This window comes from Rhizobium sp. BE258 (genome assembly GCF_031457345.1).
GTDB lineage: Bacteria > Pseudomonadota > Alphaproteobacteria > Rhizobiales > Rhizobiaceae > Rhizobium.
In genome coordinates, this window is sequence record NZ_JAVDWL010000003.1 from 343,711 (window position 1) to 370,307 (window position 26,597).

Here is a 26,597-nt window from a genome sequence, read left to right on the forward strand (position 1 = left end):
AGCAATTGGGCATGAAGATTGTATATACCTAAATTTCGGGTATCGAGTATGCTATTTTAGATATGTGTGGAATAATTTCCCCGGGTTTTGTGACAGGCTCTTCGAATTCACAACGTGACAAGTTATCGCCCGAAATCACGTCAAAACCAGCACAATCGAGGCCGCATACCCTCAAAGTCCCGTCAATTGTCCCCTTGAAACGGGTTTCAAGCGCCCTAAGCACCTCTGGATGGTTGTCTACTAAATCTCGCACTATGGCATCGGCTTCGGCCGCCACCGCATCATTGGCGGGAGAGAGAATCGCAAGGTCCGAACCCTCCAGGAGATAGGCCCGGCCGAAGCCTCCGTTGAGGCTGGCGGACTGCGGCAGCAAGCGGAAAAACCGGAAATCCGGGAAGTCGATATAGAGCTTGGCCTTGGTATGCCGGTTCAGGAAACGGCCGCGGATGCGTTCGTGAAGCGGGCTGCCGCGCTCCAACGGTTCGGCGATGCATTGCGTCGTCAGGCGCGGGTAGGCGAGCGGATCGCCCTTGCCGGGCTCGCCTGTTAGCAGCGAGGCGCGTGGATCGTTTTCCAGCGCCTTGGTATGGGTGGAGAGGGCCGAGACGAGGACGACCGGCGTGCCGTCGATATCGGTGCCGAGAAGCACGCGGCTGGCAAAGGGAAAGCCGGTCGCCGGATCGAGTACGGCGAGGCCGGCATAGCGGGCCGAACGGAGTAGGGTGCGGGCGAGCGTCCGGGCCTGCCCGTCCGTCTCCCGCAATACGGAAGCTTGATCTTTCATGTCCACTTTTCTGTCGGAAGTGGACGGAAGGATCAAGCCTGTTCTTTGCGCCGGTGGCGGGTGAGACCGCTGACGATGTCCTGCGCCGAAATCGTGCCGACGATCGTGCCGTTGTCGACGACGCCGATGCTGCCCGGCTGGCGGGACAGGGCATCGAGGATATCGACGAGCGGCGTTGCGGGCTTGGCTGTCGCGGTGACGGTGGCGCCCACGGCAGACTGGCCGAGACCCGGCTGCATGACGTCCTGCGCGGTCAGCATGTTGATCGGGTTCATGTTCTGCACGAAATCCGCAACATATTGGTCGGCCGGGTTCTTGACGATTTCCTGCGGGGTCCCGCACTGGATGATGCGCCCGCCTTCCATGATGGCAATACGATTGCCGATGCGGAAGGCTTCGTCGAGATCGTGGCTGACGAAGAGGATGGTCTTCTTCAGGCGGCGCTGGAACTCCAGCAGTTCGTCCTGCAGGCGGGTGCGGATCAGCGGATCGAGGGCGGAGAACGGCTCGTCCATCAGGAGGATCGGCGCGCCCGTTGCGAAGGCGCGAGCGAGGCCGACGCGCTGCTGCATGCCGCCCGAGAGTTCGTTGACCTTGCGGTTTGCCCACTTTGTCAGGTTGACAAGTTCGAGCTGCTCATCAACACGCTTCTTGCGCTCGGCGTCGGCCATGCCGGCGAGTTCCAGACCGAAGCCGACATTGTCGGCGACCGTCCGCCAGGGCAGCAGCGCGAACTGCTGGAACACCATCGAGACGGTGTGCATGCGCAGATCACGCAGCGCCTTGGCGCTGCATTTATAGGGATCGACGGGGCCGGTGGCTGTGGAAACCGTGACCGAGCCGCGCACGACGGGCGCCAGCCCATTGACGGCGCGCAGCAGCGTGGACTTGCCGGAGCCGGAGAGGCCCATTAGGACGAGGATTTCTCCTTCCTCGACGGTGATCGAGGCATCGGCGACGCCGAGCACGAGACCGGTCGATGCGCCAATCTCGTCGCGCGTCTTGCCCTGATCGACCATCGAGAGGGCCGCTTCCGGCTTGTCGCCGAAGATGATGCTGACATTGTCGAAACGAACGGAGGTCATACGCCGTCTCCTTCACCTGCAGTGCGGAACATGCGGTCGAGGATGATCGCCAGGATGACGATGCAGAGACCGGCTTCAAAGCCCTTGGCGACGTTGACTGTGTTCAGCGCGCGAACGACGGGGACGCCGAGACCGTCGGCGCCGACGAGGGCGGCGATGACCACCATCGACAGCGACAGCATGATAGTCTGGGTCAGACCGGCCATGATCTGCGGCGTGGCGAAGGGGAGTTCGACCTTTCGCAGCACCTGCATCGGTGTCGCGCCGAAGGACTCGGCGGCTTCGACGAGGGACGGCGGGGTCGAGATGATGCCGAGGCGCGTCAGGCGGATCGGGGCAGGAATGGCGAAGATCACCGTAGCGATCAGGCCAGGGACCATGCCGAGGCCGAAAAGGATGAGGGCAGGGATCAGATAGACGAAGGTCGGGATCGTCTGCATCAGATCGAGGATCGGGCGCAGCACCGAATAGACCCAGGCGCGCCGCGCTGCGGCGATGCCGAGCGGGATGCCGACCAGCATGGAGACGAAAGTGGAGGCGAGCACGAGCGCCAGCGTTTCCGTCGTCTCTTTCCAGTAACCCTGGTTGGTGATCAGCAGCAGCCCAAGACAGGTAAAGACCGCGACGACGACCGACCGGCGTATCCAGTAGGCAATGCCGGTGATGGCGGCGATGACGATCAATGGATGCGGCGCCTGCAGCACGAAAAGCATGCCGTCGATGACATGCGACAGGATGAAGGCCAGCTGGTTGAAGAACCAGTCGGCATTGGTCGTCAGCCAGTCAACGAACAACTTGGCCCAAGAGCCGATCGGAATTTTAGCGTCAGTGATCCAGTCCAAGGGGCGTGCCTATCCAAAAAAGATCAAGAATTCGGGATGAAATGGAGGCGGGACGGCAAAGCCGCCCCGCGCACGTCATCGTCAGAGGCCAAGGCTCTTCTTGACGGCGGGCAGGCCATCGGCACTGCCATCGCGCGTCTTGACGCCTGCGAGCCACGGATCGAGCGCCGACGGGTTGGCCTTCAGCCATTCCGCAGCAGCCTTTTCCGGCTCTTCGCCGTCATTCATGATCTTGCCCATGATCTGGTTTTCCATCTCGAGCGAGAAGGTCATGTTCTTGATCAGGGTACCGGTGTTCGGGCATTCACCGAAATAGCCGGCACGAACGTTGGTGAACACCTTGGCGCCGCCGAAATCAGGACCGAAGACGTCGTCGCCGCCGGTCAGGTAAGTCAGCTTGAAGTTGGTGTTCATCGGGTGCGGTTCCCAGCCGAGGAAGACGACCGGCTTGCCGGCCTTCTCGGCGCGAGCGACCTGCGCCAGCATGCCCTGTTCGGAGGATTCGACGACCTCAAGGCCCTTCATGCCGAAGGTGTTCTTGTCGATCATGTCGATGACCAGGCGATTGCCGTCGTTACCGGGCTCGATGCCATAGATCTTGCCGTCCAGGTCATCCTTGTGGGCAGCGATGTCCTTGAAGTCCTTGATGCCGAGTTCGGCGCCCTTGGCGTTGGTCGCGAGCGTGTATTTCGCGCCGACGAGGTTCGGACCGTAGGATTCAACCGACTTGTCGTCGAGGAACGGACGGACGTCCTTCTCCTGCGTCGGCATCCAGTTGCCGAGGAACACGTCGATGTCCTTGTTCTTCAGCGACTGATAGGTGACCGGCACCGACAGAACCGTGGTCTTCGGCTCATAGCCGAGGCCCTTCAGCACGACAGTTGCGGTTGCGGTGGTTGCGGTGATGTCAGTCCAGCCGACGTCGGAAAAACGCACGGCGGTGCAGCTTTCAGGATCTGCAGCGAATGCGGCCGTGGCAATGGAAAGAGCTGCAACGGCAGTTGCGGTAAGCAGTTTGGATGCGCTTGTCGTTCTCATTTATAGACTCCCAGTCTTATCGTCCCCAAGCCAACCATCAATAGCTGACATTTACAAGCGACCACAGTGCGTTTGCGGCGGTTTGGCATACTCGATTGCGACGTCGCGCAATTTTCCGTGATGGCCTGAAAAGCAAGGATTCCGGCGGGATTCGCGCGTGGATTTCCTGTGGTTATCAGCTCTGCGCTCTTCTCATCGGCGATTCGAGCCGTCAAAAGCGAGGAACGGAGAAAAACATGGCGAAACTCTACTTCAATTACTCGACGATGAACGCCGGCAAGACGACGATGCTGCTGCAGGCCTCCTACAATTACCAGGAGCGCGGCATGCGCACGGTGATGCTGATCGCCGCCTTCGACGAGCGCACCGGCAAGGGCATCATCGGCTCGCGGATCGGCCTGGAAGCCAAGGCCATCCCCTTCGAGGCGGAGACCGATCTTCTGGCGCTTGTGACGCGCCTTGCCGGCGAGGGAGAGCCGATCGCCTGCGTCTTCGTCGACGAGGCGCATTTCATGACGCGCGAGCATGTCTGGCAGCTCGCCCGCATCGTCGACCGGCTCGGTATCCCGATCATGGTCTATGGCTTGCGCACCGACTTCCAGGGCAAGCTGTTTCCGGCCTCCGAGGAGCTGCTCGCCATTTCTGACGAGATGCGCGAAGTGCGCACCATCTGCCACTGCGGCCGCAAGGCGACAATGGTGGTGCGGCTCGACGGCGAGGGGAAGGTGCTGCACGAGGGCGCGCAGATCGATGTCGGCGGCAACGAGAAATATGTTTCGCTCTGCCGCAGGCACTGGGACGACGAAATGAACGGCCCCTTCGTGGCCGAGGCCGTCTGAAAAGGCGGATTTTCATCCCGTCTCCGACCGGTTAGCTTGAGGCCAACGATTCCCAGGAGAAGCGGGTGCGCAAGGCTCCATCATTCGAAATTCTCATGGAAACGGCAAGCGCGCTGGCGGAAGAGCTGCGCGCCGAAGCTGGCGATTGCGCCGCCTTCATCGGCAGCTTCGCGCGCAACGAGGCGCAGTCCAGCGACGAGACGTTTCTGGACGAGAACCAGCGGTTCCAGGCCGCAGGCCAGAAGCGCGAGGCGCTGGATGCTGCGCTTGGCGAGCTCGCCGGTGAACTCGACCGGTTGTCTGAAGACGTCTCCGCCGATCTCGACAGCTTCCGCGGACTGACGCGCCGCGAGCGGATCACCGGGTGGTTCTCGCGCCAGCGGATGTGGAGATTGCACAGCCAGCGCGTCAGCGAGGCACCTGTTGTCGAGCGGCTGCTTGATCTTTTCGCCAAGAGTGATGCGCTTGCAGGCCTTGTAACCCAGCACCGTGGCTTTGCCGGCGAATGCCACAAGGCGGCCGAAGGCGGTGTCGTCGATATCATCGAGCACCGCCGTCGCCTCGTCGATGCGATCGATATCGCGCGGATGCGGATGAAGGAGCTGAACGCCAAGGCGCTGACAACGCAGGGGCGCATCGGCGTCTATGGCGGCAGAACGGAGTGGGAGCGGCTCGAGGAAGAGCGCCGCGCGCTGAAAGGCGAGGCTGACCGGATTTCCAGCGAGGAGCAGGTGATGCGCGACGAGAGCCAGCGGCGCGAGCGCTTCATCACCATGTTTCAGACGTTCGTCGATGCGCTGAACAGCCAGATCGCGCTCTGCAACGTGCTGACCCGGAAGCTGATGGTCGATACGGAAGAGCGGCTGGTGCTCTACCGTGCCCAGGTCGATACCGACCGGCCGGGTGCCAAGGCGAAGATCAGCCAGACGATCTTTCCGAACATCGCCGCACCGATCTCGCTTTTCGAGCGGGGCATGCTGGTGCCGCAGGATATCGAGCAGCGCAAGAGCGCCGCAAGTATCGCCTTCGAGAAGAAGTTTTCCGCGTTTGTGCCTGTTATCAGCATGGAGCACGACAGGCCGCTGATCGACCTGACCAAGCGGCTGCCGCGTCTGAGATTGCGGTTCGGGCGCTCCTAGCCGGCATCAGCGCCGGACCTCCGGTCTTTGCAAGAACCGGCCAAGCCGCTATGCCTCGACCGGGGAATTCCGCGACACGCATGGTAGGGCCAAACGATGGAAACGATTGAAACGATAGGCAACTCCAATCCGGTCCTGCCGGAAGGCTATTCTCTTGTCCCAAAGGGCAAGCTTGCCAACGCCGTCACCTGCCTGGAAATGCGGGAGAAGCCGGAAGCTATCGCCGCCGCCGAACGCTCAGACCTTTCTCTCGCGCGCATGACCGTCCCCGATCTCGATACCTACCGGCAGCTTTTCCGGGCGATCGGCGAGGAATGGATGTGGGTTTCACGGCTGGTGATCAGCGACGGCGAACTGGCCGATATCCTCCGCGATCCCAGGGTGGAGATCTACGTGCTGTCATCGGGCGGCACGCCTGCCGGGATGATCGAACTCGATTTCCGGGAGCCGGGCGCCTGCGAACTGGTGTTTTTCGGCGTCACCAAGGAGACGATCGGCACCGGCGCCGGGCGCTATCTGATGAACCATGCGCTTTCCATCGCCTGGGCGCATCCGATCGAAAGGCTGTGGCTCCATACCTGCCATTTCGACCATCCGAATGCGCTCTCGTTTTACCGGCGCTCGGGCTTTTCGCCCTATGCCCTATTGATCGAAGTCGCCGACGATCCGCGGGTGACCGGCATCTTGCCGCGGACCGCCGCGCCGCATGTTCCGATCCTGGAATAGCGGTTACGGCAGCGCGAAAATCTTCACCTCTCTGGAAATGCCGTGCAGCTCCTCCATGCGGGAGACCGAGGTGATGCCGCTGTCGCGCAGGATTTCACAGACCCGTTCGTTTCCGACAATTGCTTCAGTCGTTAGGATCACGTGAGGATCGGCAAGGTTCTGCACGCGAGAGGCGATGTTGACGGTCTGGCCGAAGTAATCCTGCCGGTCGTTGAGGCTGACGGCGAGGCAGGGGCCTTCGTGGATGCCGATCTTGAGCAGCAGATCTTCGCTACCGCGTTCGGTATTCAGGCGGAGCATCGCTTCGCGCATTCGCAGGGCTGCTGTGACGGCGCGGTCGGGGCTCGGGAAGGTCGCCATTACTGCGTCGCCGATGGTCTTGACGACCGCGCCCGCTTCGGTGGCAACGATTTCGTGCAGCACCCGGAAATGAGCGCGCACCAGATCGAAGGCGGCGAGATCGCCGACACGCTCGTAAAGCGCCGTAGAACCCCTGAGGTCGGTGAACAGGAATGTCAGGCTGGTGATCCTCAGGCGCTGGTCGACGTCGAGCGTATCGGTCCGGTAGATATCCCTGAAACTCTGGTTGGTCAGCAGACGCTTGGCGGTCAGGAATGGCCGCCTGCGGCCGAGGATATCGTGCAGGTCGTCGCCGGCGATGCAGACATTCGGCAGCACGCGGCGGTCGGTGTGGTTTTCGAGCGTCAGCCGCAGCAGACCGGGGCGCAGGGTCTCGGTCTCGTTCGGCGTATGGCTGCGGCTGATGACCATCGACAGGTTCTGGCGCTCGCCAGTTGGCTCGCCCTGGACGTCGATGAACTGCGCCGAATGCGTCACGGCATCGAAGATGATGATGAATTGCGGTGGCAGCTGCACCGAGACGAAGGCCTTTTCACCGGGATCCAGCTCAATCATCTCCAGGAGGATGCGACCGAACCGGTCTTCGAGATCATCGGGAAGGTCGACGCCGGTGCTGAAGAACACTTGGCGATAATATTCGAGCGCCGGCAGCCGGTCGGGCTCGTGGGCGGCGATTCTGCGCACGCGTGGACTGACGGTGAAGGTGACCTCGACCATCTCGTCGAGGGTCGGCTCGTAACCGGCGGCGCAGAGCGCGCAATGATAGCTGTCGCGATCGACGGCCTTTAGCGTGGTGCCGGTGTCGAGGACACCGCCGCAGCCGGGGCAGAGCACATTCCAGGTCATTTCGAAGGCGCCGATCCGGGCCGCATGCAGAAAGCCCGCGATCGTCTTCTCCTCGTCGAGATCATGCGCCTTGGCGAAGGCGAGCGCGTTGATGCGGTTGAGATCTCGATCCGAGCCGTTCCTGACCGCATTCTCGATGCAGTCGGCTGTCTGCTGGCCGGCCGCATGCCTCAGGGTGGCGAACAGCACGTCGACTTCGCTCATCACACAACCTCCCGGCAGGCGAGCCCACGGCGGACGGCGCCAAGCGCAGCATTGTACCATGAGGATTTGCTCATAGAAATCCGAGCCGCCGGAGCCGCCGCCCACAGGGTGGCGCTTCGGTGCGCGCGGCAAAAATCTCGTGCTCTTGTTGTGCTCGCTTCGGCAAGCACTTATGTGGATGAGGAAATTCTGCGCAAGGGGAGATAGCAATGCTCGACCGGATTACCGGTTTCTTCAGGTCTATCGGAAGCGCCATCGGCCGCTGGTTCGGCGTTCTGGCTGCCGGCATCCTCTGGCCGTTCATGGCCGCACATGGCTGGTATCAGCGGCGCAGCTGGATGATCCGTTTACCTGTCATCGCCGTCGTCGCGCTGTTTGCAGTGCTCTACGGCTATTTCTTCTGGCAAACGCAGGTCTGGTCGGGCTTCAATCCGAATTTCGTCGATCAGTACCGCTTCTCGGAGCGTAAGGTCGCCGCCGGCCAGGAAATTCCGGCTGCCGATACAGGTGCCGCTGCTGCGGCGTCGCCGGCGCCAGCCAAGACCTGCCAGCGTTCTGCGATCGTCGATGTCACCGCCGATCTGATCGATTCCAACGTCAACCAGAATGCCTGGATCTCCTCCATGCTGCTCTATCGCATGGGCTTCTTCGGCGTCGACTGGGATCACACGCCGTTCCTCGACAACAAAGCCTCCTTCCAGCGCGGCATCAATCAGGCGGTTCGCCGCACGTCGGCCGAACTCGTCGATACGCTGGGGCGCGTTCGCGGTACTTCAGGGATCAACGGCGACCTGCAGAGCGCCCGCGGCAATCTTCAATATGACGAGTACAGCTGGTATTTCGGCATGAACCCGTTTGGCCCGAAGACGCCGACGCCGAGCTACTACCGCTCGGCGATCGAGAGCCTGCGGAAGTTCAACACCGATCTTGCGAACTGCAATGCCGTGTTCGACGGCCGCGCCGACAACCTGCTGCAGTTCATCGATCGCATCGCCAACGATCTCGGCGGCACATCCGACATTCTGGCGGAGCGTTCGGAGAACCACAATTTCGGCTGGTTCGACACCCGGGCGGACGACCGCTTCTGGTTCGCCTATGGCCAGCTGTATGGCTATTACGCGATCCTGACGGCTGCCCGATCCGACTTTTCGCAGGTGGTAGCCGAGCGCAATCTCGGGGCGCTGTTCAGCGGCACCACCAAGCAGTTCCAGGCGGCGCTGCGCATCCAGCCGGCGATCATTTCCAATGGACGCGAAGACGGCTGGATCATGCCGAGCCACCTGGCGACGATGGGCTTCTATATGCTGAGGGTGCGCTCGAATATCGTCGAGATGCGCGCGGTGCTCGGCCGCTGATGCGGCCGGCTCAGGCGCCGTTATCCTCGAAGCCGACGACGCGGAGCTGCTCGACGAATTCGTAGGTAATGCCGACGATCTCGTTGTTGCGGAATTTTCCGACGGAGCGGACCGTCTTGTAGCCGCCAAGCCCGTTATCGACGCGATAGGAAAAGTGGAAACCCGTCTTGTGCAGGCTCGCCTGCTCGAAGGTTTCGGTGATCAGAACCCGGTCCTCGGGATGAATGCGCGAGAGGAGCTCGACCAGATTGGCGGGGCCAGAGGTGAAGGTCATGCAGAAAATCGCGAAGACATCTTCGCTGGCGAAGAAATGTCCCGATTCCACCTCGATGCGCCAGAATCCGAAATTTCGGTAGGCTGCAACCATCTGGACGATCTCAAGATCAGAGATGCCGATATGGTCGCGCGTCTGCTTTTCTTTGCCGTTGGCGGGCTGTTCAAATCGAAGAGGCACGTTCCCTCCCATGAGGTTTGCGCACTGATTCTCTTCTGATTTCTCAGCTGATCAGCTTCAAGCGTATGGCCTTAGCTACCAACTGCGTTCTGTTCACGCAATCGAGTTTTTTGATCGCATTGGTCATGTAGGCGTTCACGGTATGGTCGGAGAGCGCCAGGATCTGGCCGATCTCGACCGAGGTCTTGCCCTGCGCCGTCCAGCGCACGACCTCAAGCTCGCGGGCCGACAGGGCATTGTAGGCGCTGTCCTCGTTGCGGCGCACGGTATTATAGGCGTCGAGCGCATGCAGCATGATCATCGCCAGCTCGTTGACTTCGTTCTGGGCGAAGGGCGCACGCTCGCCGCCAAACCAGAAGACCAGCCGGTTTCCATCGAGTGCGTTGATCGGGAAGGTGATGCCCGTCGGCATGGCGTAATGCATCATCAGGTTACGCAGCTCTGCCGGGAAGTTGAGTCCTTGCAGCGTTTCCGCCAGATTCCAGTGCTGCGGAACGGCTGATTCACGAAGCTTTGCCGTGAAGGGACAGCTGCGCAGCATATGCGCCCGGTCGAATTCGCGGATATAGGAGGCGGGCAGCGAGCTTTCGATGATCAGCGACTTCAACAGCAGATCTTCGGCCGACGGTGTGTGCAGGAGCGTCGTCTGCGACAGGCCGAATGCGCCGGCCACCCTGTGCAGTGCGTGAACGAACAATACACGCGTGCGGGCAGCAGCCAGCTCTCCTGTCAGCAGCGATTGCCGTTCAGAGGTAGTCATGTATGACATTATGCGCCCCGATCACTCGAATGTTACCGCTAACACATACGTAAAACTCCACGGGATGCTAGCCACAATTCGCATCGGCCATGCTGATTAATTTATAGTGTTAAAAATTAATCACACATACGCACTCATTGGTTGCATAATGTATTATGCAGGTAGTGATCGCGGCTATTTTACTTCTTCCATTACTACGAAGCTGTGGATTTCTCCCGCGCCGGGAGGAGAAGAATCACCTCAGAAGTTGGTCGACGGTAGACTTAAATTCCTAAAAGGCTGCCTCTGAAGCGATGAATACGGTTTCACTTTAGCATAACGTGCGGCTGTGGCGCTTGCTGCTTCGGGTCGCTATTGCTAGCGTCAGGCGATCCAAACGGGACGACCGCTCGTGCGCTGTGCCACCATTCTCGCCGCCAAATATTTCGTCATTCTTTCGCTGATTTTCTGCTTCCAATTGCCTCCTGTCTCCGGTTCCGATGCGTGGGCTGCCAAACCCAAGCGGAACCAGCCTCCTTCCATGAGTTTCATCCTCGTCCGCAGCGCCGATTGCCTGGCGGATTGCGCCGAGTGGGTATCGGCAGAAGGCCGGATCACGCGCGACACACCGCTGCGGCTGAAGAAAATTCTGAAGCAGCTGAACGGGCGCAAGCTGCCAGTCGTCTTCCGGTCGGAAGGCGGGGAGGTGGATGCCGCCTATGCGATGGGCCGGATGATCCGCAAGAATGGTCTGGAAACGGCAGTCGGCGGCACCCGGCTCAAGGATTGTCCGATCGCCGACATGCGATGCAAGGCGGCGATCGCCAAGGACGGCACGGCTGCCGGCCTCACGTATTCAGGCGGCGCCTATTGTCTTTCGGCCTGTCCGATCGCACTTGCCGGCGGGATGTCGCGGGTTGCGTCGCAATGGGCCTATATCGGCGTCCATCAGATCACCACTATCTATGACAGGATCCGGGTGTCCTACCGCATCGAATACCGGATGGTGAACGGCCGGAAAGAGGAGATTTCGCGCACCGAGATCGGCCGCAGGAGCGAGGGCGAGACGAAATCGACCAAGCTCGGGAAGAAGGCCGAGGCTGCGCTCTCCGCCTATCTGAAGGAAATGGGCGTCAGCCAGGATATCATCGCACTGATGATGAGTGCGACGCCGCAGACGCTGCGGCTTCTGCCGACTTCGGAGGCTTTGAAGCTGGGGCTGATCACCGACATGCTTGCCTCGAACGAGAGCCCAGGCATCCGGCTCTGCCAGGCGGACGATCCGGCGGGCGCCCGCTGCCACCGGCACGGCGAGCCGCCGGCGACGACTGGAGCGCCCGCGGATGTCCAGCCGGCATCGGCGCCGGCTGCTTCCGGCGGTTAGTCCTTGTCCTTCAGATCGTTCTTCTTGGTCGAGCTCATCAGCTTTTCCAGGAAGCCGAGCATGAGCGCGGAGACGACGAAGGCGATGTGGATCAGCGTCAGCCACATAATCTTGCCGTCTTCATACTGATCGACATTGAGAAACACCTGCAACAGGTGGATCGACGAGATCGCCACGATCGACGAAGCGACCTTGATCTTCAGGCTGCCGGAATCGAGCTTGCCGAGGAAGGACACTTCGTGCTCCTTTTCGCCGTCCGCCTCGTCGAAGCGGCTGACGAAATTCTCGTAGCCCGAGATCATCACCATGACGATCAGGCTGGCGACCAGCGCGGCATCGATGAGACCAAGCATGGCGAGGATCATCTCGTCTTCGCCAAGTGTGAAGACGGCGCTTGCGACCTTCAGGAATTTGTAGCCGAAGGAGATCGCATAGACGGCAAGGGCCGCCACGAGACCGAGATAGAACACGACGAGCAGCCAGCGGCTCGACAGGATGATGCGCTCGACGAGCAGCTCAAGTGATTTCATCTTTAGGTGCCCCCGCACGCTGAAACGATAGAGGGGCATAGCCCATCCATGCAAGTTGCAGCAAGCCTTGGCGGCGGATTTCACCCCGGCCGATGGCGCGGTTTGTCGTGGAACGGCGTGAAAAGCGGCATGCGGGGTCTTGTTTCCGACGCGGCGATGGCGGCATGGTCGGACAATAACACAAACTCCGAGGACGACCCGTGGCTATCAAATCCGACATCGAAATCGCCCGCGCGGCCAAGAAGAAGCCGATCTTCGAGATCGGCGCCAAGCTTGGCATTCCGGAGCAGGATCTGGTGCCCTATGGCCACGACAAGGCGAAGATCAGCGCCAGTTTCATCGCTGCGCAGGCGGAGAAGAAGGACGGCAAGCTGATCCTGGTCACAGCGATCAACCCCACGCCAGCGGGCGAGGGGAAGACGACGACGACGGTCGGCCTCGGTGACGGGCTGAACCGCATCGGCAAGAAGGCAATCGTCTGCATCCGCGAGGCCTCGCTCGGTCCGTGCTTCGGCGTCAAGGGCGGAGCGGCCGGCGGCGGTTATGCGCAGGTGGTGCCGATGGAAGACATCAACCTGCATTTCACCGGCGATTTCCACGCGATCACCTCGGCGCATAATCTGCTGGCGGCGATGATCGACAACCATATCTACTGGGGCAACGAGCTCGATATCGACATTCGCCGCATCACCTGGCGCCGCGTGATGGACATGAACGACCGGGCGCTGCGGGGCATGGTGAGCTCACTCGGCGGCGTTGCCAACGGCTTTCCGCGCGAGGGCGGATTCGACATCACCGTCGCCTCGGAGGTGATGGCGATCCTCTGCCTGGCCTCCGACCTCAAGGACCTGGAAAAGCGCCTTGGCAACATTATTGTTGCCTACCGCCGCGACAAGACGCCCGTCTATGCCCGCGACCTGAAGGCGGATGGTGCGATGGCGGTGCTGCTCAAGGATGCAATGCAGCCAAACCTGGTGCAGACGCTGGAAAACAATCCGGCCTTCGTCCACGGCGGCCCCTTCGCCAATATCGCCCATGGCTGCAACTCGGTGACGGCGACGAAGACAGCGCTGAAGCTTGGCGACTACGTCGTCACGGAAGCAGGCTTCGGTGCCGATCTCGGCGCTGAGAAGTTCTTCGATATCAAATGCCGCAAGGCCGGGCTGAAGCCGGATGCTGCGGTTATCGTCGCTACCGTCCGGGCGCTAAAGATGAATGGCGGCGTGAAGAAGGAAGACCTCGGCGCAGAGAATGTCGCCGCCCTCGTCAAGGGCTGCGCCAATCTCGGACGGCATGTCTCGAACGTCCGCAAGTTCGGCGTGCCTGTCGTGGTTGCCATTAACCATTTCGTCTCGGATACTGATGCCGAAATCGCCGCTGTGAAGGAATATGTGGCGCGTCTCGGCGGCGAAGCCATCCTCTGCCGCCACTGGGCCGAGGGTTCCGCCGGGATCGAGGAGCTTGCCCACAAGGTCGTCGAACTTGCCGATTCCGGTCAGGCAAAGTTCCAGCCGCTTTATGGCGACGACCTGCCATTGCTGGAAAAGATTGAGATCGTCGCCTCGAAGATCTACCACGCCGGCGAAGTGACCGCCGACAAGGCGGTGCGTGATCAGCTCATCGCCTGGGAAGAGCAAGGCTACGGCAAGCTGCCGGTCTGCATGGCGAAGACGCAATACTCATTCTCGACCGATCCCAACCTGCGCGGCGCGCCGGAAGGCCATATCGTGCCGGTGCGCGAAGTGCGCCTCTCCGCCGGCGCCGGCTTCGTCGTTGTCATCACCGGCGAGATCATGACCATGCCGGGCCTGCCGAAGTCGCCGTCGGCGGAGCGTATCTTCCTGAATGATCAGGGGTATATTGAGGGGTTATTCTGAGGACTGGTTCGGAAACTGAATCAGGTGATTCAGTTTCCGATTCACTTGGTGAGGCTAATGCGTTGAGTGGGCTGAACATTCAGTGACAATACCGGTATCCGCCCTTGCGCTCGAGAACATCGAGATGGAAATGCGTCTCGTGCGCCGCGTCGCTTTCCGGATCGAGCACCGTCGAGAAATAGAGGCAGCCGGAGGCGCTGACCGTGCGCTGGAAGGCGCCGGTCAGCGTTGAATCCTCGCGGCGCGGCTTGACGGCGATGTCCTCGCCCTTCTCGAAGCTGAAGCTTGCGACATCGATGGCGTTGCCGCGGGCGTGTTCGGAGATCTTGCCGGTTTCGGCGCTGTTGCGCAGTCGGCAGATATAGGCGGAAGCCTGGTTGATGGTGGTGATCTTGCCCTGATCCTTGGCGGCAACGGCGGCGGCCGGGATGACGCTTTCCTTCATCCAGTGAGCGAGCGCCCGCGCCGTCGAGCAGCGCAGCGTCGCTTCGGGTTTCACCTTGATGCCGGGCAGCGCTTCCGACAGGACGATCGGCTTGTCGATGCCGCAGCCGTTGCCGTCATCGATCCGGGGGATCTCCTTGAAGACGACGCCGAGGCTCTGCAGCTCCTTGATGCAATCAGCATGGTCGGCTTCGCTCTCTGGCTCGATCGTCAGGTGCTGTTCTTCCAGCGTCTCGGCCTTCGGCGTTTCGGGCCTGGCATCCTCCGCTTTCTGATCGGCAGGTTGCGACGCATCGGGTTTGGCCGTTTCCGGGGTGGTATCTTCAGGTTTGCCTGGCGCGGCAGGCGCCTGCTTGCCGTCGTCGGATTTCGGCTGTTCTGGCTTTGCTTCTTCGGGTTTGGGCTGGGGAACGGGTGCTGTCTGCACCGGCGGAGCCTGGTCTTGCGGCGCTGCCGGTTCGGCTGTTTCAGGCTTCTGTTCAGGTACCGGCCCGTTACGGGGCAGGGTGGCGCCCGAGAGCATGAAGACGGTGAGGCTCATGGCGGCAATTGCGGAAGCGATTTTCACATGCCCATCCCACGTTGCTGTTAGCGGCAGGAGGGACAACGCAAACGGGCTGGTTTCGTTGCAATTTCGCAACGTTTGTGTGGATCGTTAAAACATGATGATTATTATCAAGATAACCGCCGATGATATATTGACATAAATAGTCATGTTTTTTATTGCGGCAAAAAGAAGGCGGTTTTTGAGGCCGCCTCAATCTGAAAACGCCTAGCCAGCCCCTCGATCGCGCCCGCGAACCGACCAGCCAGCCCGGTACTTCATCATATAGAGGGTTGGTTTTATGGTTGTCCGCAATTCGCGTTCGCTGCTGCTTGCTTGCACGGCGCTTGCTCTAATTTCTCATTCGTCGATCGGCCTTGCGCAGAGCGCGGCGGCCCCGGCAGGGCAGCAGTCGGACGATAAGCAGGCGAAGGACGGAGAAACGTTCCTTTCTCCCATCGTCGTCAAGGGGGATCGCAAGGCAGCGAATGACCCCTACGACAAGGCCGGTCCTTCCAGCACAGTGACAGCGGACCAGATCGACCTGCAATCGGGGCAGGAAACGGACGATCTGCTGCGTGGCGTTCCAGGCACGTCGACTGCCAACAATCCGCAGAATCCTGGCGTTGCCGTCAACATCCGCGGCTTTGAAGGTTCTGGCCGTGTCAACATGATGATCGACGGCGTTCGGCAGAACTTCCGCTTCACCGGTCATGAAGCGCAGGGCCTGACCTATGTCGACCCGGCATTCCTTGCAGGCATCGATATCACGCGCGGGGCAGTCAACGGTGTTGGCGGCGGTGCGCTTGCCGGTTCCGTCAATTTCCAGACCTACAATGTCGACGATCTTATCCAGGGCGACAAGAGCTATGGCGGCATCGTTTCGGCGACCACCGGCGATAACGGCATGGGCTGGTCTGAATCCGCAGTCGGTGCCTACCGGTTCAATGATGTGTTTGCCGTCGTCGGCGGCATCAGCAAGAGCGATCCCAAGAATTTCGACAACGGCGATGGCGTCGAGGTTCCGTTTACCGAAGAGGATCTAATCTCGGGCCTGCTCAAGGCGGAAATCACGCCGAACGCCGAAAACACCATCCGCATCGGCGGATTGACCTATGACAACGACTTCTTTGCCAACTCCTACTACCAGAATCTGAAGAACAAGACCTTCAGCGCGACCTACGAATACAAGCCCGGCGACAACGATCTCATCGATTTCAAGACCGGTTTCTATTACAACCGTTTGAAGATGACGTATGATACAAACGCGACTGGCGGAGGAACTGCGGCCGGACGCGAGATCACCGATACCGGTATCGGTTTCGACGTCTCGAACACCTCGAAATTCGATCTCGGCGATGTCTCGGTCTCATCGAACTATGGTGTCGAATATTTCCACGACACTTATGATGTCATGAACAGCACGGCGCAGCCGCAGGGTGGAGTGAACGGCGACGGCAAGAATGGCACGCTCGGTGTTTTCAACAGCACGACGTTTACGTACGGCATCACGGATTTGACGCTCGGTCTGCGTTACGACCATTTCGATCTCAGCGGCTCCGGGGCCGTTACCGCAGGTAATCCTGCTGGGCTGCCTGCAGGACCGTACTCGGTCGATCGCTCCGATGGCCGGCTTGATCCGAGTGTGACGCTGGCAGTCAACGCCACCGATTGGCTCCAGCCCTATGTGACCTATGCCGAAACGATGCGTTCGCCGACGATCAACGAGACATTTGTTGGCGGTACGCATCCTGGCGGCCGGATGTCCTTCTTCCCAAATCCGTTCCTAGAGCCGGAAGTCTCGAAAGGCTGGGAAATCGGGGCAAACGTCAAGGTCGATGGTCTGTTTGATTCCGGTGACAGCTTCCGGTTCAAAGCGAACTACTTCTATGATCGTGTCGATAATTACATAACGGCCGCGTTTACGCCGACGGGCGGTGTATTTTTCACCAACAATCCCGGTACTTCGACGGTTCAAGGTATCGAGATTCAGGCTGGCTACGATGCCGGTTTCGTCTTCGGCGATTTGTCCTATACCCACACAGACACCGACCTGCCGTCGCAGATCAACGGTTTTGGCGTCCAGTCCTACCTGCCTGACGACATCTTCACGGCGACGCTTGGAGCACGTTTCCTCGAAGATCAGCGCCTGACGGTCGGTACGCGCTTCTATGCCGCGAGCCGTGCGAACATCGGTGATGTCAACGTCGCAGCGGGCGCCAGCCCCTACAAGCCGGGTTACGGCCTTGTCGACCTGTTCGCCAACTACAAGTTCGACCAGGGCTTCGAAGTCACCGCCAGCGTCACCAATGTCTTCGACAAGGCTTATACGCCAGCGTCGAGCACAATCGCAGGCAGCACGATCGATACCGGCCGCGGCCGTACGTTCATGCTGACGGCAAAAGCCAAGTTCTGATCGACGGATTCAACGACAAGGGCGGCCTTCGGGCCGCCCTTTTTCATTCCATATTCGCCTCTTGCGCTCTCCCTCATCTCACGCTAACAATTTCGCCCATGAACACGTCTAAGAACATTGCAGTTTGGTGGTGGGCTCGCTGAGGCGGCCTCGACCAATCGTGTCTTCAGACGACGAGTGAGCCGCCCGAAACTTCGAGGCGGCTTTTTTGTTTTCTGGCCGCCTGTCGTCCGGGCACCGATAACGGAGTGGAACTATGGTTACGATCCTTCGGGACGATGGTGCGGAAATCTACGAGACCAAGGGCGGCATCACCGTCACCCGGCAGCGGCGGCCCATTCCCTATGCGGATGCCGTGGTCTCTTATGTCGACAAGCTCGATGAGCGGCGCGGCGCGGTGTTCTCGTCGAACTACGAATATCCAGGCCGTTACACGCGCTGGGATACGGCCGTCGTCGATCCGCCGCTCGGCATTTCCTCCTTCGGCCGCGATGTCTGGATCGAAGCCTATAACGAGCGCGGCGAAGTGCTGCTCGGTTTCGTCACCGAGCGCCTGAAGGCCGTGCGCGAGCTGGAGCTTGGCGCCGCCACCGCCCGCCGGCTCGATCTCAAGGTGAAGCTGCCCGACCGGGTGTTTACCGAAGAAGAGCGCTCGAAGATGCCGACGGTGTTTACGGTGCTGCGCGCCGTCACCGATCTCTTCTATTCGCAGGCCGATGCCAGCCTCGGGCTTTACGGCGCCTTCGGCTACGATCTGGCCTTCCAGTTCGATGCGATCGACCTGAAGCTGAAGCGTGCCGATGACCAGCGCGACATGGTGCTCTATCTGCCGGACGAGATCCTCGTCGTCGATAATTACTCGGCCAAGGCCTGGGTCGACCGCTACGACTTCGCCAAGGGCGGCCTGACTACCGAGGGCAAGGCCGGCGATATCGCGCCGGAGCCTTTCGTGCGCACCGATGCCATTCCGCCGAAGAGCGATCATCGCCATGGCGAATATGCCGAACTGGTGACCAAGGCGAAGGAAAGCTTCCGCCGCGGCGATCTGTTCGAAGTCGTTCCCGGCCAGAAGTTCATGGAGCGCTGCGAGAGCAAGCCATCAGACATTTCCAAGCGGCTGAAGGCGATCAATCCGTCGCCTTACTCCTTCTTCATCAATCTCGGAAATCAGGAATATCTGGTCGGTGCGTCGCCCGAGATGTTCGTGCGCGTTTCCGGCCGCCGGATTGAGACCTGCCCGATCTCGGGTACCATCAAGCGCGGTGACGATCCGATCGCCGACAGCGAGCAGATCCTGAAGCTCCTGAATTCCAAGAAGGACGAGTCCGAGCTGACGATGTGCTCGGATGTCGACCGCAACGACAAGAGCCGCGTCTGCGAGCCGGGCTCGGTCAAGGTCATTGGCCGCCGCCAGATCGAGATGTATTCGCGTCTGATCCACACGGTCGATCACATCGAGGGCCGCCTGCGGGATGACATGGATGCCTTCGACGGCTTCCTCAGCCACGCCTGGGCGGTCACGGTGACAGGTGCGCCAAAACTCTGGGCGATGCGCTTCATCGAAAGCCATGAAAAGAGCCCGCGCGCCTGGTATGGCGGTGCGATCGGCATGGTCGGCTTCAATGGCGACATGAACACGGGGCTGACGCTGCGCACCGTGCGCATCAAGGACGGGATCGCCGAAGTCAGGGCAGGGGCAACGCTGCTCAACGATTCCATCCCCGAGGAAGAAGAAGCCGAAACCGAACTGAAGGCCTCCGCCATGCTTTCCGCCATTCGCGATGCCAAGGCCGGCAATTCCGGCAAGGTCAGCCGCGACGTCGCTGCCGTCGGCAAGGGCGTCAATATCCTCTTGATCGACCACGAAGACAGCTTCGTCCACACGCTGGCGAACTATTTCCGCCAGACCGGCGCCACGGTCTCGACCGTGCGCACGCCGGTGCCCGATGAGATCTTCGACCGGCTCGACCCGGACCTCGTCGTGCTGTCGCCGGGACCGGGCAATCCGAAGGATTTCGATTGCAAGGCGACGATCAAGAAGGCGCGCGCCCGCAACCTGCCGATCTTCGGCGTCTGCCTCGGCCTGCAGGCGCTCGCCGAGGCCTATGGCGGCGAGCTTCGCCATCTGGCGCTGCCGATGCACGGCAAGCCGTCGCGCGTCCGCGTGCTGGAGCCCGGCCTGGTCTTCTCCGGCCTCGGCAAGGAAGTCACCGTCGGCCGCTACCACTCGATCTTCGCCGATCCCTCGACCCTGCCGCGTGAATTCATGATCACGGCGGAAAGCGAGGACGGCACGATCATGGGCATCGAGCACACCAAGGAGCCGATCGCGGCGGTGCAGTTCCACCCGGAATCGATCATGACGCTCGGCGGCGATGCCGGGATGCGGATGATCGAGAATGTCGTGGCGCATCTGGCGCGGAAGGCGAAGACCAAGGCTGCCTGAGCCAAGGATACCGATCGGCCACCGCCATCCGGTGGCCGATCATTTTCCATCTCTCGTGCGGAAGATCGCATGCTCGTGAAGCTGCTCAAGGGATTGGCGATCATTGTCGTGCTGGCCGCCATGGCCGTCGTTGCCGGAACGGTGATTCCAAGGCCCTGGCGTGCGCCGCCGCCAGAAACGACGAGTGCCACCGACCGCATTCTCGTTCTCAGCAATCCCATTCACACGGATTTCGCGATCCCTGCCACGCCCGATATTCTCAAGCGGTTCAGCTTTCTCGCCGATGCCGGTCTCGATCTCGGCAATCCTGATGTGCGCTACATCATCTTCGGCTGGGGAGGGCGCGCTTTCTATACCGAAACGCCGACCTGGGCCGATCTGAAGCCGATCCCGGTGTTCAAGAGCCTGACGCTGGATAGCGCCGTCATGCACGTGCAACTGGCGGGAGATATTCCGCTCGATCATCCCGATGTGACGCCGGTCGACGTGTCCGCCGCAGGTTTCGCGCGGCTGTCGGACTATATCGCGTCGAGTTTCACGGATGGCGATGAAAAGCCTGTGCCGCTGGGTTTTTCCTATGGTCAGGGCGACGCCTTCTTCGAGGGGCAGGGCCGTTTCAACGCGCTTGTCGGCTGCAATACGTGGACCGCTGCCGGCTTGCGCGAAGCCGGGATTGCGACCGGCCTGTGGACGCCGCTGCCGTGGCTGCTGCGTATTTCGCTCCGGCTTCACAACCCTCCCGGGGCCTTTCGCCCAGGAGAGGAAGTAACTGGTTGACTTCCCATTCCAAATCAGAACATTTCAGGAACGATGAATAAGGATATCGTCGTGGCCAATGCTGAGAAGTTTATCATCCTCCCGTACCGCAAGAACCGGGGCAACCTGGTGCCGGGCGAGATGCGGCAAGCATCGAATGCCATGAGTGCGGAAAAGATCGCGACCTCGATGGCGGCGCGGTTTATCGGCGTTGCCGCCTATGCGGTTATGGTCGATGACGAGACCGGCGATATGTCGTCGCCGCGGCTGCTCATTCGCCATGGCGAGATCGCCGATCTCAATCCGGCCTAACGCTTCCCGATGGAAACTTCGCTTTATCTGCCGGTCAAAGCCTTTCTGGAGGCGGCGGGTTATGCCGTCAAAGGCGAGATCGGCGGATGCGATCTCGTGGGCCTCAGCGAAGGCGATCCAAGCGTGGTCGTCGTTTGCGAGCTGAAGCTCAGCTTCAATCTCGAGCTCGTACTGCAGGCGGTCGATCGGGCGGCGATGAGCGACGAAGTCTGGATCGCCGCGCGGGTTTCGGCCAAGGGGCGCGGGCGCGAAGCGGACAAGCGCTATCGCGATCTCTGCCGCAGGCTGGGGATCGGCATGCTCGGCGTTTCCGATACCGGAGAGGTGAGCGTCATCGTCTCGTCCATCTCGCCGATGCCGCGGACCAATCCGAAACGGCGGTCGCGGCTGGTCAGGGAGCATCAGCGCCGCCGTGGCGATCCCGTTCTCGGCGGGAGCACGCGCGTGCCGCAGATGACTGCCTACCGACAGCAGGCGCTGATCTGCGCCGCCGCTCTGCAGCAGGGGCTGGTCAGGCCGCGGGATATGAAGGCGTATGCGCCGGATGCCGGAAAAATCCTGCTCGGCAATGTCTATGGCTGGTTTGAAAAGCAGGGGAAGGGCGTCTATGCCCTGACGCCCTCGGGTGCCGAGGCGCTGCTGCGCTGGCCGCAGACTGTCGCCTTTGGTACCGATGATGGTGAGGCGTCCGTAGAGGGCGCCTGATCTCAGGCGTTTGGAACGCCGCGCTTTTATCAGTTCTTGCCATGGCCGAGGTTGATCGTCGCCCTAGCTTATTCGTCGTGAACAAAGCTGCGATGCTCGCTGGGGCCGCAATGGGTCCAGCCAAATTCCCCGAGGCTCGACCATGGTTACTTTCACGCTCAATGGACAGACGAAGACGTTCGACGGCGATCCGGATACGCCGCTTCTGTGGGTCATCCGCGATTTCGAGAAGTTGACCGGCACCAAATATGGCTGCGGTGTCGCCCAGTGCGGCGCCTGCACCGTGCATATGGACGGCTTCACCCGCCGCTCCTGCATCACTCCGATCTCCACCGTCGATGGATCCGAGATTTTCACAATCGAAGGTGTGGAAGGCAAGGAAGCCGATGCGGTGAAGGCTGCCTGGGTCAAGATCGACGTGCCGCAATGCGGGTACTGTCAATCCGGCCAGATCATGTCGGCCGTGGTGCTGCTGCAGAACATCCCGCAGCCGACCGACGAGGATATCGACGGGGCGATGGCCGGGAATATCTGTCGATGCGCCACCTACCATCGGATCCGCGCGGCCATTCACAATGCCGCCGCGTCGATGGAGGGTTGAGCGATGACCATTCAGGAGATTGCAACGACACGCCGCGGCTTACTGGCCGCAACAGGCGGCTTGGTGATCGGCTTTGCGCTGCTGCCGAAGACCTCGGCCTTTGCCGCAGAAAAGGGTGTGCAGGCGGGCGGCGGCGACGCGCTGGTGACGCTGAACACATTCGTCAGGATCGGCACCGACGATACGGTGACGATCCTTTCCAAGCATATCGAATTCGGGCAGGGGCCGTTCACCGGTCTTGCGACGCTGGTCGCCGAAGAGCTCGATGCCGATTGGGGGCAGATGCGCGCGGTGCATTCGCCTGCCGATGACAAGGTCTATGCGAACCTTGCCTTCGGCCTGCAGGGCACCGGCGGCTCGTCGTCGATCGCCAATTCCTACGAACAGTTCCGCCAGGCGGGGGCAACGGCGCGCGCCATGCTGGTTGCTGCGGCGGCCGACGAGTGGAAGGTGCCGGCCGGTGAGATCACCGTCGAGAAAGGCAGGGTCAAGCATGCTGCCTCCGGCAAGGACAGCGGTTTCGGTGCGCTGGCCACCAAGGCCGCCGGTATCAAGCCGCCGGCCGACGTGAAGCTGAAGGATCCGTCCAAATTCACGCTGATCGGCCAGGAATTGCCGAAGCTGGATACTGTGTCGAAGACCAACGGCCGGGCGATCTATACGCTGGACATCATTCCTGACGATCTGCTGGTCGCCGTCGTCGCGCATCCGAACCATTTTGGCGCGGCGGTGAAATCCTTCGACGATAGCGAGACGCGCAAGGTCAAGGGCGTCGTCGATGTCAAGCAGCTACCGCAGGGCGTTGCCGTCTATGCAGACAACACGTTTGCGGCGTTGAAGGGCCGGTCTGTGCTGAAGGTCGATTGGGATCTGTCGCAGGCGGAGACACGTTCGAGTGGTCAGCTCTCGGCCGACTATGCGAAGGCGCTGACGGAGAAAGGCATTACCGCATCTGAAAAGGGCGATGTCGACAAGGCCTTCAGTGATACCTTGCTGAAGACGCTGGAGGCGCAGATCATCTTCCCGTTCCTGGCGCATGCGCCGATGGAGCCGCTCGATGCAGTCTTCATCAAGGCGGCGGACGGCAGCCTCGATGTGTATAACGGGGCGCAGTTCCCGGGCATGGACAAGGCGACGGCGGCCAAGATCACCGGCATCGATCCGGCGAAGGTGCGGCTGAACACGCAGATCACCGGCGGCAGTTTCGGGCGAAAGGCGCAGTTCGGTTCGCCCTATATGCAGGAGGCGGCGTCGGTCTTCGCCGCGACCGACCAGTCACGGCCGGTCAAGCATATGTGGACGCGCGAGGACGATATTCGCGGCGGCTATTACCGGCCGATGTATCTCCACAAGATGCGTGGCGCGATCAATGCCGATGGCCGGATCGTCGCCTGGGACCAGGCGATCGTCGGGCAGTCGATCATGGGCAAGGCCGATCTCGACAGCACCTCGGTCGAGGGCGCCTCCGACCTGCCTTACGATGTGCCGAACCTCAGGGTCATCTCACATAATGTGAAGCTGGCGATCCCGCCGCTCTGGTGGCGCTCGGTCGGCCACACGCATACCGGTTTCGCGGTCGAGACCTTTCTCGACGAGCTGTTCCAGATGGCGGGCAAGGATCCAGTGCAGGGAAGACTCGAGCAGCTGGCGGAGGACCCACGCTATGCCGGGGTTCTCAAGAAGGCGGCGGAGATGGCCGATTGGGGCGGCAAGATCCCCGAGGGACGGCAGCGTGGCGTTGCCGTGGTCAAGAGCTTCAACACCTATGTCGGCCAGGTGGTGGAGGTCTCTGCCGGTGCCGACGGCGCGCCCAGGGTCCACAAGGTCTGGTGCGCCGTCGATTGCGGTGTCGCGATCAATCCGAATGTCATCAAGGCCCAGATGGAGGGCGGCATCGGCTACGGGCTTGGTGCGGTGCTGTTCGATGCGGTGACGCTCGGCGAGGGCGGGGCGATCATGCAGTCGAACTTCCACGATTACCGCTCGATCCGCATCAACGAGATGCCGGATGTGGAGGTCGCCGTCATCAAATCCGGCGAGCCGCCCACCGGGGTGGGAGAGCCGGGCGTGCCGCCGGTCGGGCCGGCAACGGCAAATGCCTGGCGGCGGCTCACCGGTGCGCCGGTGCGCAGCCTGCCGATCGTTGCCGTGGCAACGAGCTGAGGGAGGCGGAGATGACAAGCAGATTGGTACTCGCCTGCATGGCAGGCGGCCTCTCCCTTCTTGCGGCCTTGCCCGTATCGTTCATGGCATTGGCCGAGACGGCGCCGGCCTCTGACAAGACGACCCTAAAGCCGGTTGCCTCCTTCGCTTCGATTGCCGATCAGAAGGCGCGGTCGGTGGCGCTGTTCGAAGAGGCGGGCAAGGTGATCGAGCATCCGCGATGTCTGAACTGCCATCCGGCGGGCGACAGGCCGCTGCAGACGATGGCGATGCATCCGCACCAGCCGCCGGTGACGCGCGGCGATGGCGGCATGGGCGTGCCGGGCATGATGTGCAACACCTGCCACGGGCCTGACAATGCGGCGATCGTCGGCCAGTCGCCGACGCTGAAGAGCATCCCCGGCAATCCCGCCTGGCATCTGGCGCCGATCGAAATGGCCTGGGTTGGAAAGTCGCTCGGCGAGATCTGCCAGCAACTGAAGGACCCGGAGCGCAATGGCGGGCGCGATCTGTCGAAGATCGTCGAGCACATGGCGCATGACAGTCTGGTCGGCTGGGGATGGAACCCGGGCGACGGGCGCGAGCCGGCGCCCGGCACGCAGGCCGAGTTCGGCGATCTCATCAAGGCCTGGGTCGATACCGGGGCTGCCTGTCCGGCAAGCTGAGACGAACATTCAGGCGCCGGTCAGTCCCGGCGCCTGACGATTTTCAGATTGAGTTCCCAGCGCTGTTCGAAGCCCAGCGTCTTGTAAAGCGCGATCGCCCCGGTGTTGAGCGCGTTGACATGCAGATACGCGGTTGCGCCGGATGCCGCGATGTGGCCTGCGACATAGCGGAAGAGCAGCTTGCCGAGACCCTTGCCCTGGAAGTCCGGGTGGGTGCAAAGGCCGCTCAGTTCCGTAAAGCCGGTCTGCTTCAGCCGCTGACCGCCCATGGCGATCAGCTTGCCGCTGTTCTTGATTCCCCAGAAAGTGCCGAGTTTCTGGGCGCCGAGGGTGAAGGGACCGGGTTTGGTCAGCTGCGCTAACGCCAGCATCTCTTCGGCGTCGGCCTCTGTCAGCGGAGTGATACGGGGATCGGAAAGCGGATCATGCGGCGTCCTGGCGATCATCTGGATCAGCGTTGCTTCGCCGACGATATTGAGCCCATCCGGAACCGTAGCCGATCTTGGCTCCACAAGCGCCATCGTCTCATCGGGCCGGGGGAGTGCAGCCAACGCTTCCAGGCTTTCCGGTGTGTCGTCGGCCGCTGCCGCGAAGGGCACGATGCCGGGCGGGTAGCGCCGTGCGAGCGGGCCGCCTTCGGCGATGCCTGCACGCGTTGTCTGCAGCGCATTCCAGATCGGGCGGTCGAGGATATGTGTCATGGTTTCTTCTCCTTCGGCGGCGCGCGGCGGATGAGCGATGCAGCGGCCAGGCCGTCTTCGATTGTTGCAAGCTGATCGAGAAGCGGGCCGTCGAGGCTACCGCAGAGATCGGCGACGGCGGCGGCGATGCGCGGCCAGACTTCGGCACGCGAGACATCGACGAGCTGCTTTCCCTTTTCCGTCAGCGACACGAGCCTGCGGCGCTGATCGTCTGGCGCCGGCTGCATATCGACCAGTCCGAGCTCCAATAGCTGGCCGACGGTGCGCGTGGCGCCGGGCTGGGTGATGCGGACCGACTGGGCAAGCTCGCCGATCGTCAGCGGTCCAGCGCCGTCGATCGCCGCCAGGAACGGATATTGTCCAGCCTGGATGCCGAGGCCCGCCTCGTCGATGAACTGTTGCGTGTCGGCCTGCAGGCGCTCGCCGATGCGGCGCATGCGGCTGCCGAGCGTCAACAGGCCCGATGTCCGCACGATGTCTTCGACCATGCTGTGCTCCATTATGTATGCTGAGTTATATAACGCGTTATGCAATATCCGTCAACGTGGATTTGTGAGCTTGCCCTTTGACAAATCGTCCGTCTTCGACCATATGAGCCGCATTAGCCGCCTGCGCGATTTTCGCGTGGGCGGTTTTGCGTTT

At 61.3% G+C, this 26,597-nt stretch carries 24 protein-coding genes and 1 pseudogene; 14 read left to right on the top strand and 11 right to left on the bottom strand.

Annotated features, from left to right (window positions below):
* Nucleotides 1–28: 28 nt before the first annotated feature.
* The 4 genes from J2X43_RS12180 to J2X43_RS12195 all read right to left on the bottom strand — a co-directional run bounded on the left by J2X43_RS12180 (nt 29) and on the right by J2X43_RS12195 (nt 3,749).
* Nucleotides 29–784 carry a pyridoxamine 5'-phosphate oxidase family protein gene (locus J2X43_RS12180; RefSeq protein ID WP_310294901.1) on the bottom strand — a complete coding sequence of 252 codons (756 nt, stop codon included), beginning with the start codon at nt 782–784 and terminating at the stop codon, nt 29–31.
* 32 nt (nt 785–816) lie between these two features.
* Nucleotides 817–1,869: a choline ABC transporter ATP-binding protein gene (choV, locus tag J2X43_RS12185; protein ID WP_112386190.1), complete on the bottom strand. Its 1,053-nt coding sequence runs from the start codon at nt 1,867–1,869 to the stop codon at nt 817–819.
* A complete protein-coding gene (gene choW / locus J2X43_RS12190; protein WP_112386191.1) occupies nt 1,866–2,711 on the bottom strand; it encodes a choline ABC transporter permease subunit in 846 nt (281 codons plus the stop codon). Before choW ends, choV begins: the two co-directional genes overlap by 4 nt.
* A gap of 81 nt (nt 2,712–2,792) precedes the next feature.
* Nucleotides 2,793–3,749, bottom strand: a complete 957-nt coding sequence (locus J2X43_RS12195; protein ID WP_112515686.1) for a choline ABC transporter substrate-binding protein — start codon at nt 3,747–3,749, stop codon at nt 2,793–2,795.
* A gap of 236 nt (nt 3,750–3,985) precedes the next feature.
* Here J2X43_RS12195 and J2X43_RS12200 point away from each other — a divergent pair, with 236 nt between their 5' ends.
* The 3 genes from J2X43_RS12200 to J2X43_RS12210 all read left to right on the top strand — a co-directional run bounded on the left by J2X43_RS12200 (nt 3,986) and on the right by J2X43_RS12210 (nt 6,453).
* Nucleotides 3,986–4,588: a thymidine kinase gene (locus J2X43_RS12200; protein ID WP_112515688.1), complete on the top strand. Its 603-nt coding sequence runs from the start codon at nt 3,986–3,988 to the stop codon at nt 4,586–4,588.
* 65 nt (nt 4,589–4,653) lie between these two features.
* The gene (locus J2X43_RS12205) at nt 4,654–5,727 is read left to right on the top strand and encodes a hypothetical protein (protein ID WP_112515690.1); all 1,074 of its coding nucleotides are present in this window, start codon (nt 4,654–4,656) and stop codon (nt 5,725–5,727) included.
* Between the two features lie 96 nt (nt 5,728–5,823).
* Nucleotides 5,824–6,453: a GNAT family N-acetyltransferase gene (locus J2X43_RS12210; protein WP_310294273.1), complete on the top strand. Its 630-nt coding sequence runs from the start codon at nt 5,824–5,826 to the stop codon at nt 6,451–6,453.
* A gap of 3 nt (nt 6,454–6,456) precedes the next feature.
* Here the strand turns inward: J2X43_RS12210 and J2X43_RS12215 are convergent, their stop codons facing one another.
* Nucleotides 6,457–7,863, bottom strand: coding sequence for an adenylate/guanylate cyclase domain-containing protein (locus tag J2X43_RS12215; protein ID WP_112515694.1), 1,407 nt, complete (start codon nt 7,861–7,863; stop codon nt 6,457–6,459).
* Nucleotides 7,864–8,072: 209 nt separating this feature from the next.
* Between J2X43_RS12215 and J2X43_RS12220 the strand changes: the two genes are divergently transcribed.
* Nucleotides 8,073–9,218 carry a DUF2333 family protein gene (locus J2X43_RS12220; protein WP_112515696.1) on the top strand — a complete coding sequence of 382 codons (1,146 nt, stop codon included), beginning with the start codon at nt 8,073–8,075 and terminating at the stop codon, nt 9,216–9,218.
* 10 nt (nt 9,219–9,228) lie between these two features.
* On the opposite strand, the gene J2X43_RS12225 is transcribed toward J2X43_RS12220, so the two are convergent.
* Together J2X43_RS12225 and J2X43_RS12230 are read right to left on the bottom strand one after the other, a co-directional pair.
* Nucleotides 9,229–9,672: a PAS domain-containing protein gene (locus J2X43_RS12225; RefSeq protein ID WP_112516092.1), complete on the bottom strand. Its 444-nt coding sequence runs from the start codon at nt 9,670–9,672 to the stop codon at nt 9,229–9,231.
* Nucleotides 9,673–9,715: 43 nt separating this feature from the next.
* Nucleotides 9,716–10,441 (bottom strand): LuxR C-terminal-related transcriptional regulator, encoded by a 726-nt coding sequence (locus tag J2X43_RS12230; RefSeq protein ID WP_112386198.1) that lies wholly within the window; start codon nt 10,439–10,441, stop codon nt 9,716–9,718.
* Nucleotides 10,442–10,823: 382 nt separating this feature from the next.
* On the opposite strand from J2X43_RS12230, the pseudogene J2X43_RS12235 reads away from it, so the two are divergent.
* Nucleotides 10,824–11,780, top strand: a pseudogene (locus J2X43_RS12235) (hypothetical protein); the annotation flags it as partial.
* An 11-nt stretch (nt 11,781–11,791) separates the two neighbouring features.
* On the opposite strand, the gene J2X43_RS12240 reads toward J2X43_RS12235, so the two are convergent.
* Nucleotides 11,792–12,325 (bottom strand): TIGR00645 family protein, encoded by a 534-nt coding sequence (locus J2X43_RS12240; protein ID WP_112444202.1) that lies wholly within the window; start codon nt 12,323–12,325, stop codon nt 11,792–11,794.
* Nucleotides 12,326–12,525: 200 nt separating this feature from the next.
* Here J2X43_RS12240 and J2X43_RS12245 point away from each other — a divergent pair, with 200 nt between their 5' ends.
* Nucleotides 12,526–14,202 carry a formate--tetrahydrofolate ligase gene (locus J2X43_RS12245; RefSeq protein WP_310294278.1) on the top strand — a complete coding sequence of 559 codons (1,677 nt, stop codon included), beginning with the start codon at nt 12,526–12,528 and terminating at the stop codon, nt 14,200–14,202.
* A 79-nt stretch (nt 14,203–14,281) separates the two neighbouring features.
* Here J2X43_RS12245 and J2X43_RS12250 read toward each other — a convergent pair whose 3' ends face one another.
* Nucleotides 14,282–15,214 (bottom strand): extensin family protein, encoded by a 933-nt coding sequence (locus J2X43_RS12250; RefSeq protein ID WP_405049587.1) that lies wholly within the window; start codon nt 15,212–15,214, stop codon nt 14,282–14,284.
* 277 nt (nt 15,215–15,491) lie between these two features.
* Between J2X43_RS12250 and J2X43_RS12255 the strand changes: the two genes are divergently transcribed.
* The 8 genes from J2X43_RS12255 to J2X43_RS12290 all read left to right on the top strand — a co-directional run bounded on the left by J2X43_RS12255 (nt 15,492) and on the right by J2X43_RS12290 (nt 25,254).
* Nucleotides 15,492–17,606 (top strand): TonB-dependent receptor domain-containing protein, encoded by a 2,115-nt coding sequence (locus J2X43_RS12255; protein WP_310294279.1) that lies wholly within the window; start codon nt 15,492–15,494, stop codon nt 17,604–17,606.
* Between the two features lie 256 nt (nt 17,607–17,862).
* Nucleotides 17,863–20,052: an anthranilate synthase gene (locus tag J2X43_RS12260; RefSeq protein ID WP_310294281.1), complete on the top strand. Its 2,190-nt coding sequence runs from the start codon at nt 17,863–17,865 to the stop codon at nt 20,050–20,052.
* A gap of 69 nt (nt 20,053–20,121) precedes the next feature.
* Complete coding sequence (locus J2X43_RS12265; RefSeq protein WP_310294283.1) at nt 20,122–20,829, top strand: TIGR02117 family protein; 708 nt, start codon at nt 20,122–20,124, stop codon at nt 20,827–20,829.
* A gap of 51 nt (nt 20,830–20,880) precedes the next feature.
* On the top strand, nt 20,881–21,120 hold the full coding sequence (locus J2X43_RS12270) for a hypothetical protein (protein ID WP_310294285.1): 240 nt from the start codon (nt 20,881–20,883) through the stop codon (nt 21,118–21,120).
* Between the two features lie 9 nt (nt 21,121–21,129).
* On the top strand, nt 21,130–21,825 hold the full coding sequence (locus tag J2X43_RS12275) for a DUF2161 family putative PD-(D/E)XK-type phosphodiesterase (protein WP_310294287.1): 696 nt from the start codon (nt 21,130–21,132) through the stop codon (nt 21,823–21,825).
* Between the two features lie 142 nt (nt 21,826–21,967).
* On the top strand, nt 21,968–22,426 hold the full coding sequence (locus J2X43_RS12280) for a (2Fe-2S)-binding protein (RefSeq protein WP_112515704.1): 459 nt from the start codon (nt 21,968–21,970) through the stop codon (nt 22,424–22,426).
* Between the two features lie 3 nt (nt 22,427–22,429).
* Nucleotides 22,430–24,589, top strand: coding sequence for a xanthine dehydrogenase family protein molybdopterin-binding subunit (locus tag J2X43_RS12285; protein ID WP_310294290.1), 2,160 nt, complete (start codon nt 22,430–22,432; stop codon nt 24,587–24,589).
* An 11-nt stretch (nt 24,590–24,600) separates the two neighbouring features.
* A complete protein-coding gene (locus J2X43_RS12290) occupies nt 24,601–25,254 on the top strand; it encodes an Isoquinoline 1-oxidoreductase subunit (RefSeq protein WP_310294292.1) in 654 nt (217 codons plus the stop codon).
* A 20-nt stretch (nt 25,255–25,274) separates the two neighbouring features.
* Here J2X43_RS12290 and J2X43_RS12295 read toward each other — a convergent pair whose 3' ends face one another.
* Nucleotides 25,275–25,955: a GNAT family N-acetyltransferase gene (locus tag J2X43_RS12295; protein ID WP_310294294.1), complete on the bottom strand. Its 681-nt coding sequence runs from the start codon at nt 25,953–25,955 to the stop codon at nt 25,275–25,277.
* Entirely contained in the window at nt 25,952–26,443 is a 492-nt protein-coding gene (locus J2X43_RS12300) for a MarR family transcriptional regulator (protein ID WP_310294296.1), read from the bottom strand. The genes J2X43_RS12295 and J2X43_RS12300 overlap by 4 nt, the downstream gene beginning before the upstream one ends.
* Nucleotides 26,444–26,597 lie beyond the last annotated feature (154 nt).

Bases quoted from the DNA above. Each gene is read 5' to 3' on its own strand.
- J2X43_RS12195 (WP_112515686.1), bottom strand. From the start codon at position 3,749: ATGAGAACGACAAGCGCATCCAAACTGCTTACCGCAACTGCCGTTGCA.
- J2X43_RS12210 (WP_310294273.1), top strand. From the start codon at position 5,824: ATGGAAACGATTGAAACGATAGGCAACTCCAATCCGGTCCTGCCGGAA.
- J2X43_RS12215 (WP_112515694.1), bottom strand. From the start codon at position 7,863: ATGAGCGAAGTCGACGTGCTGTTCGCCACCCTGAGGCATGCGGCCGGC.
- J2X43_RS12230 (WP_112386198.1), bottom strand. From the start codon at position 10,441: ATGTCATACATGACTACCTCTGAACGGCAATCGCTGCTGACAGGAGAG.
- J2X43_RS12290 (WP_310294292.1), top strand. From the start codon at position 24,601: ATGACAAGCAGATTGGTACTCGCCTGCATGGCAGGCGGCCTCTCCCTT.
- J2X43_RS12265 (WP_310294283.1), top strand. From the start codon at position 20,122: ATGCTCGTGAAGCTGCTCAAGGGATTGGCGATCATTGTCGTGCTGGCC.
- J2X43_RS12275 (WP_310294287.1), top strand. From the start codon at position 21,130: ATGGAAACTTCGCTTTATCTGCCGGTCAAAGCCTTTCTGGAGGCGGCG.
- J2X43_RS12295 (WP_310294294.1), bottom strand. From the start codon at position 25,955: ATGACACATATCCTCGACCGCCCGATCTGGAATGCGCTGCAGACAACG.
- J2X43_RS12180 (WP_310294901.1), bottom strand. From the start codon at position 784: ATGAAAGATCAAGCTTCCGTATTGCGGGAGACGGACGGGCAGGCCCGG.
- J2X43_RS12200 (WP_112515688.1), top strand. From the start codon at position 3,986: ATGGCGAAACTCTACTTCAATTACTCGACGATGAACGCCGGCAAGACG.
- J2X43_RS12260 (WP_310294281.1), top strand. From the start codon at position 17,863: ATGGTTACGATCCTTCGGGACGATGGTGCGGAAATCTACGAGACCAAG.
- J2X43_RS12285 (WP_310294290.1), top strand. From the start codon at position 22,430: ATGACCATTCAGGAGATTGCAACGACACGCCGCGGCTTACTGGCCGCA.
- J2X43_RS12280 (WP_112515704.1), top strand. From the start codon at position 21,968: ATGGTTACTTTCACGCTCAATGGACAGACGAAGACGTTCGACGGCGAT.
- J2X43_RS12220 (WP_112515696.1), top strand. From the start codon at position 8,073: ATGCTCGACCGGATTACCGGTTTCTTCAGGTCTATCGGAAGCGCCATC.
- J2X43_RS12240 (WP_112444202.1), bottom strand. From the start codon at position 12,325: ATGAAATCACTTGAGCTGCTCGTCGAGCGCATCATCCTGTCGAGCCGC.
- J2X43_RS12255 (WP_310294279.1), top strand. From the start codon at position 15,492: ATGGTTGTCCGCAATTCGCGTTCGCTGCTGCTTGCTTGCACGGCGCTT.
- J2X43_RS12300 (WP_310294296.1), bottom strand. From the start codon at position 26,443: ATGGTCGAAGACATCGTGCGGACATCGGGCCTGTTGACGCTCGGCAGC.
- choV (WP_112386190.1), bottom strand. From the start codon at position 1,869: ATGACCTCCGTTCGTTTCGACAATGTCAGCATCATCTTCGGCGACAAG.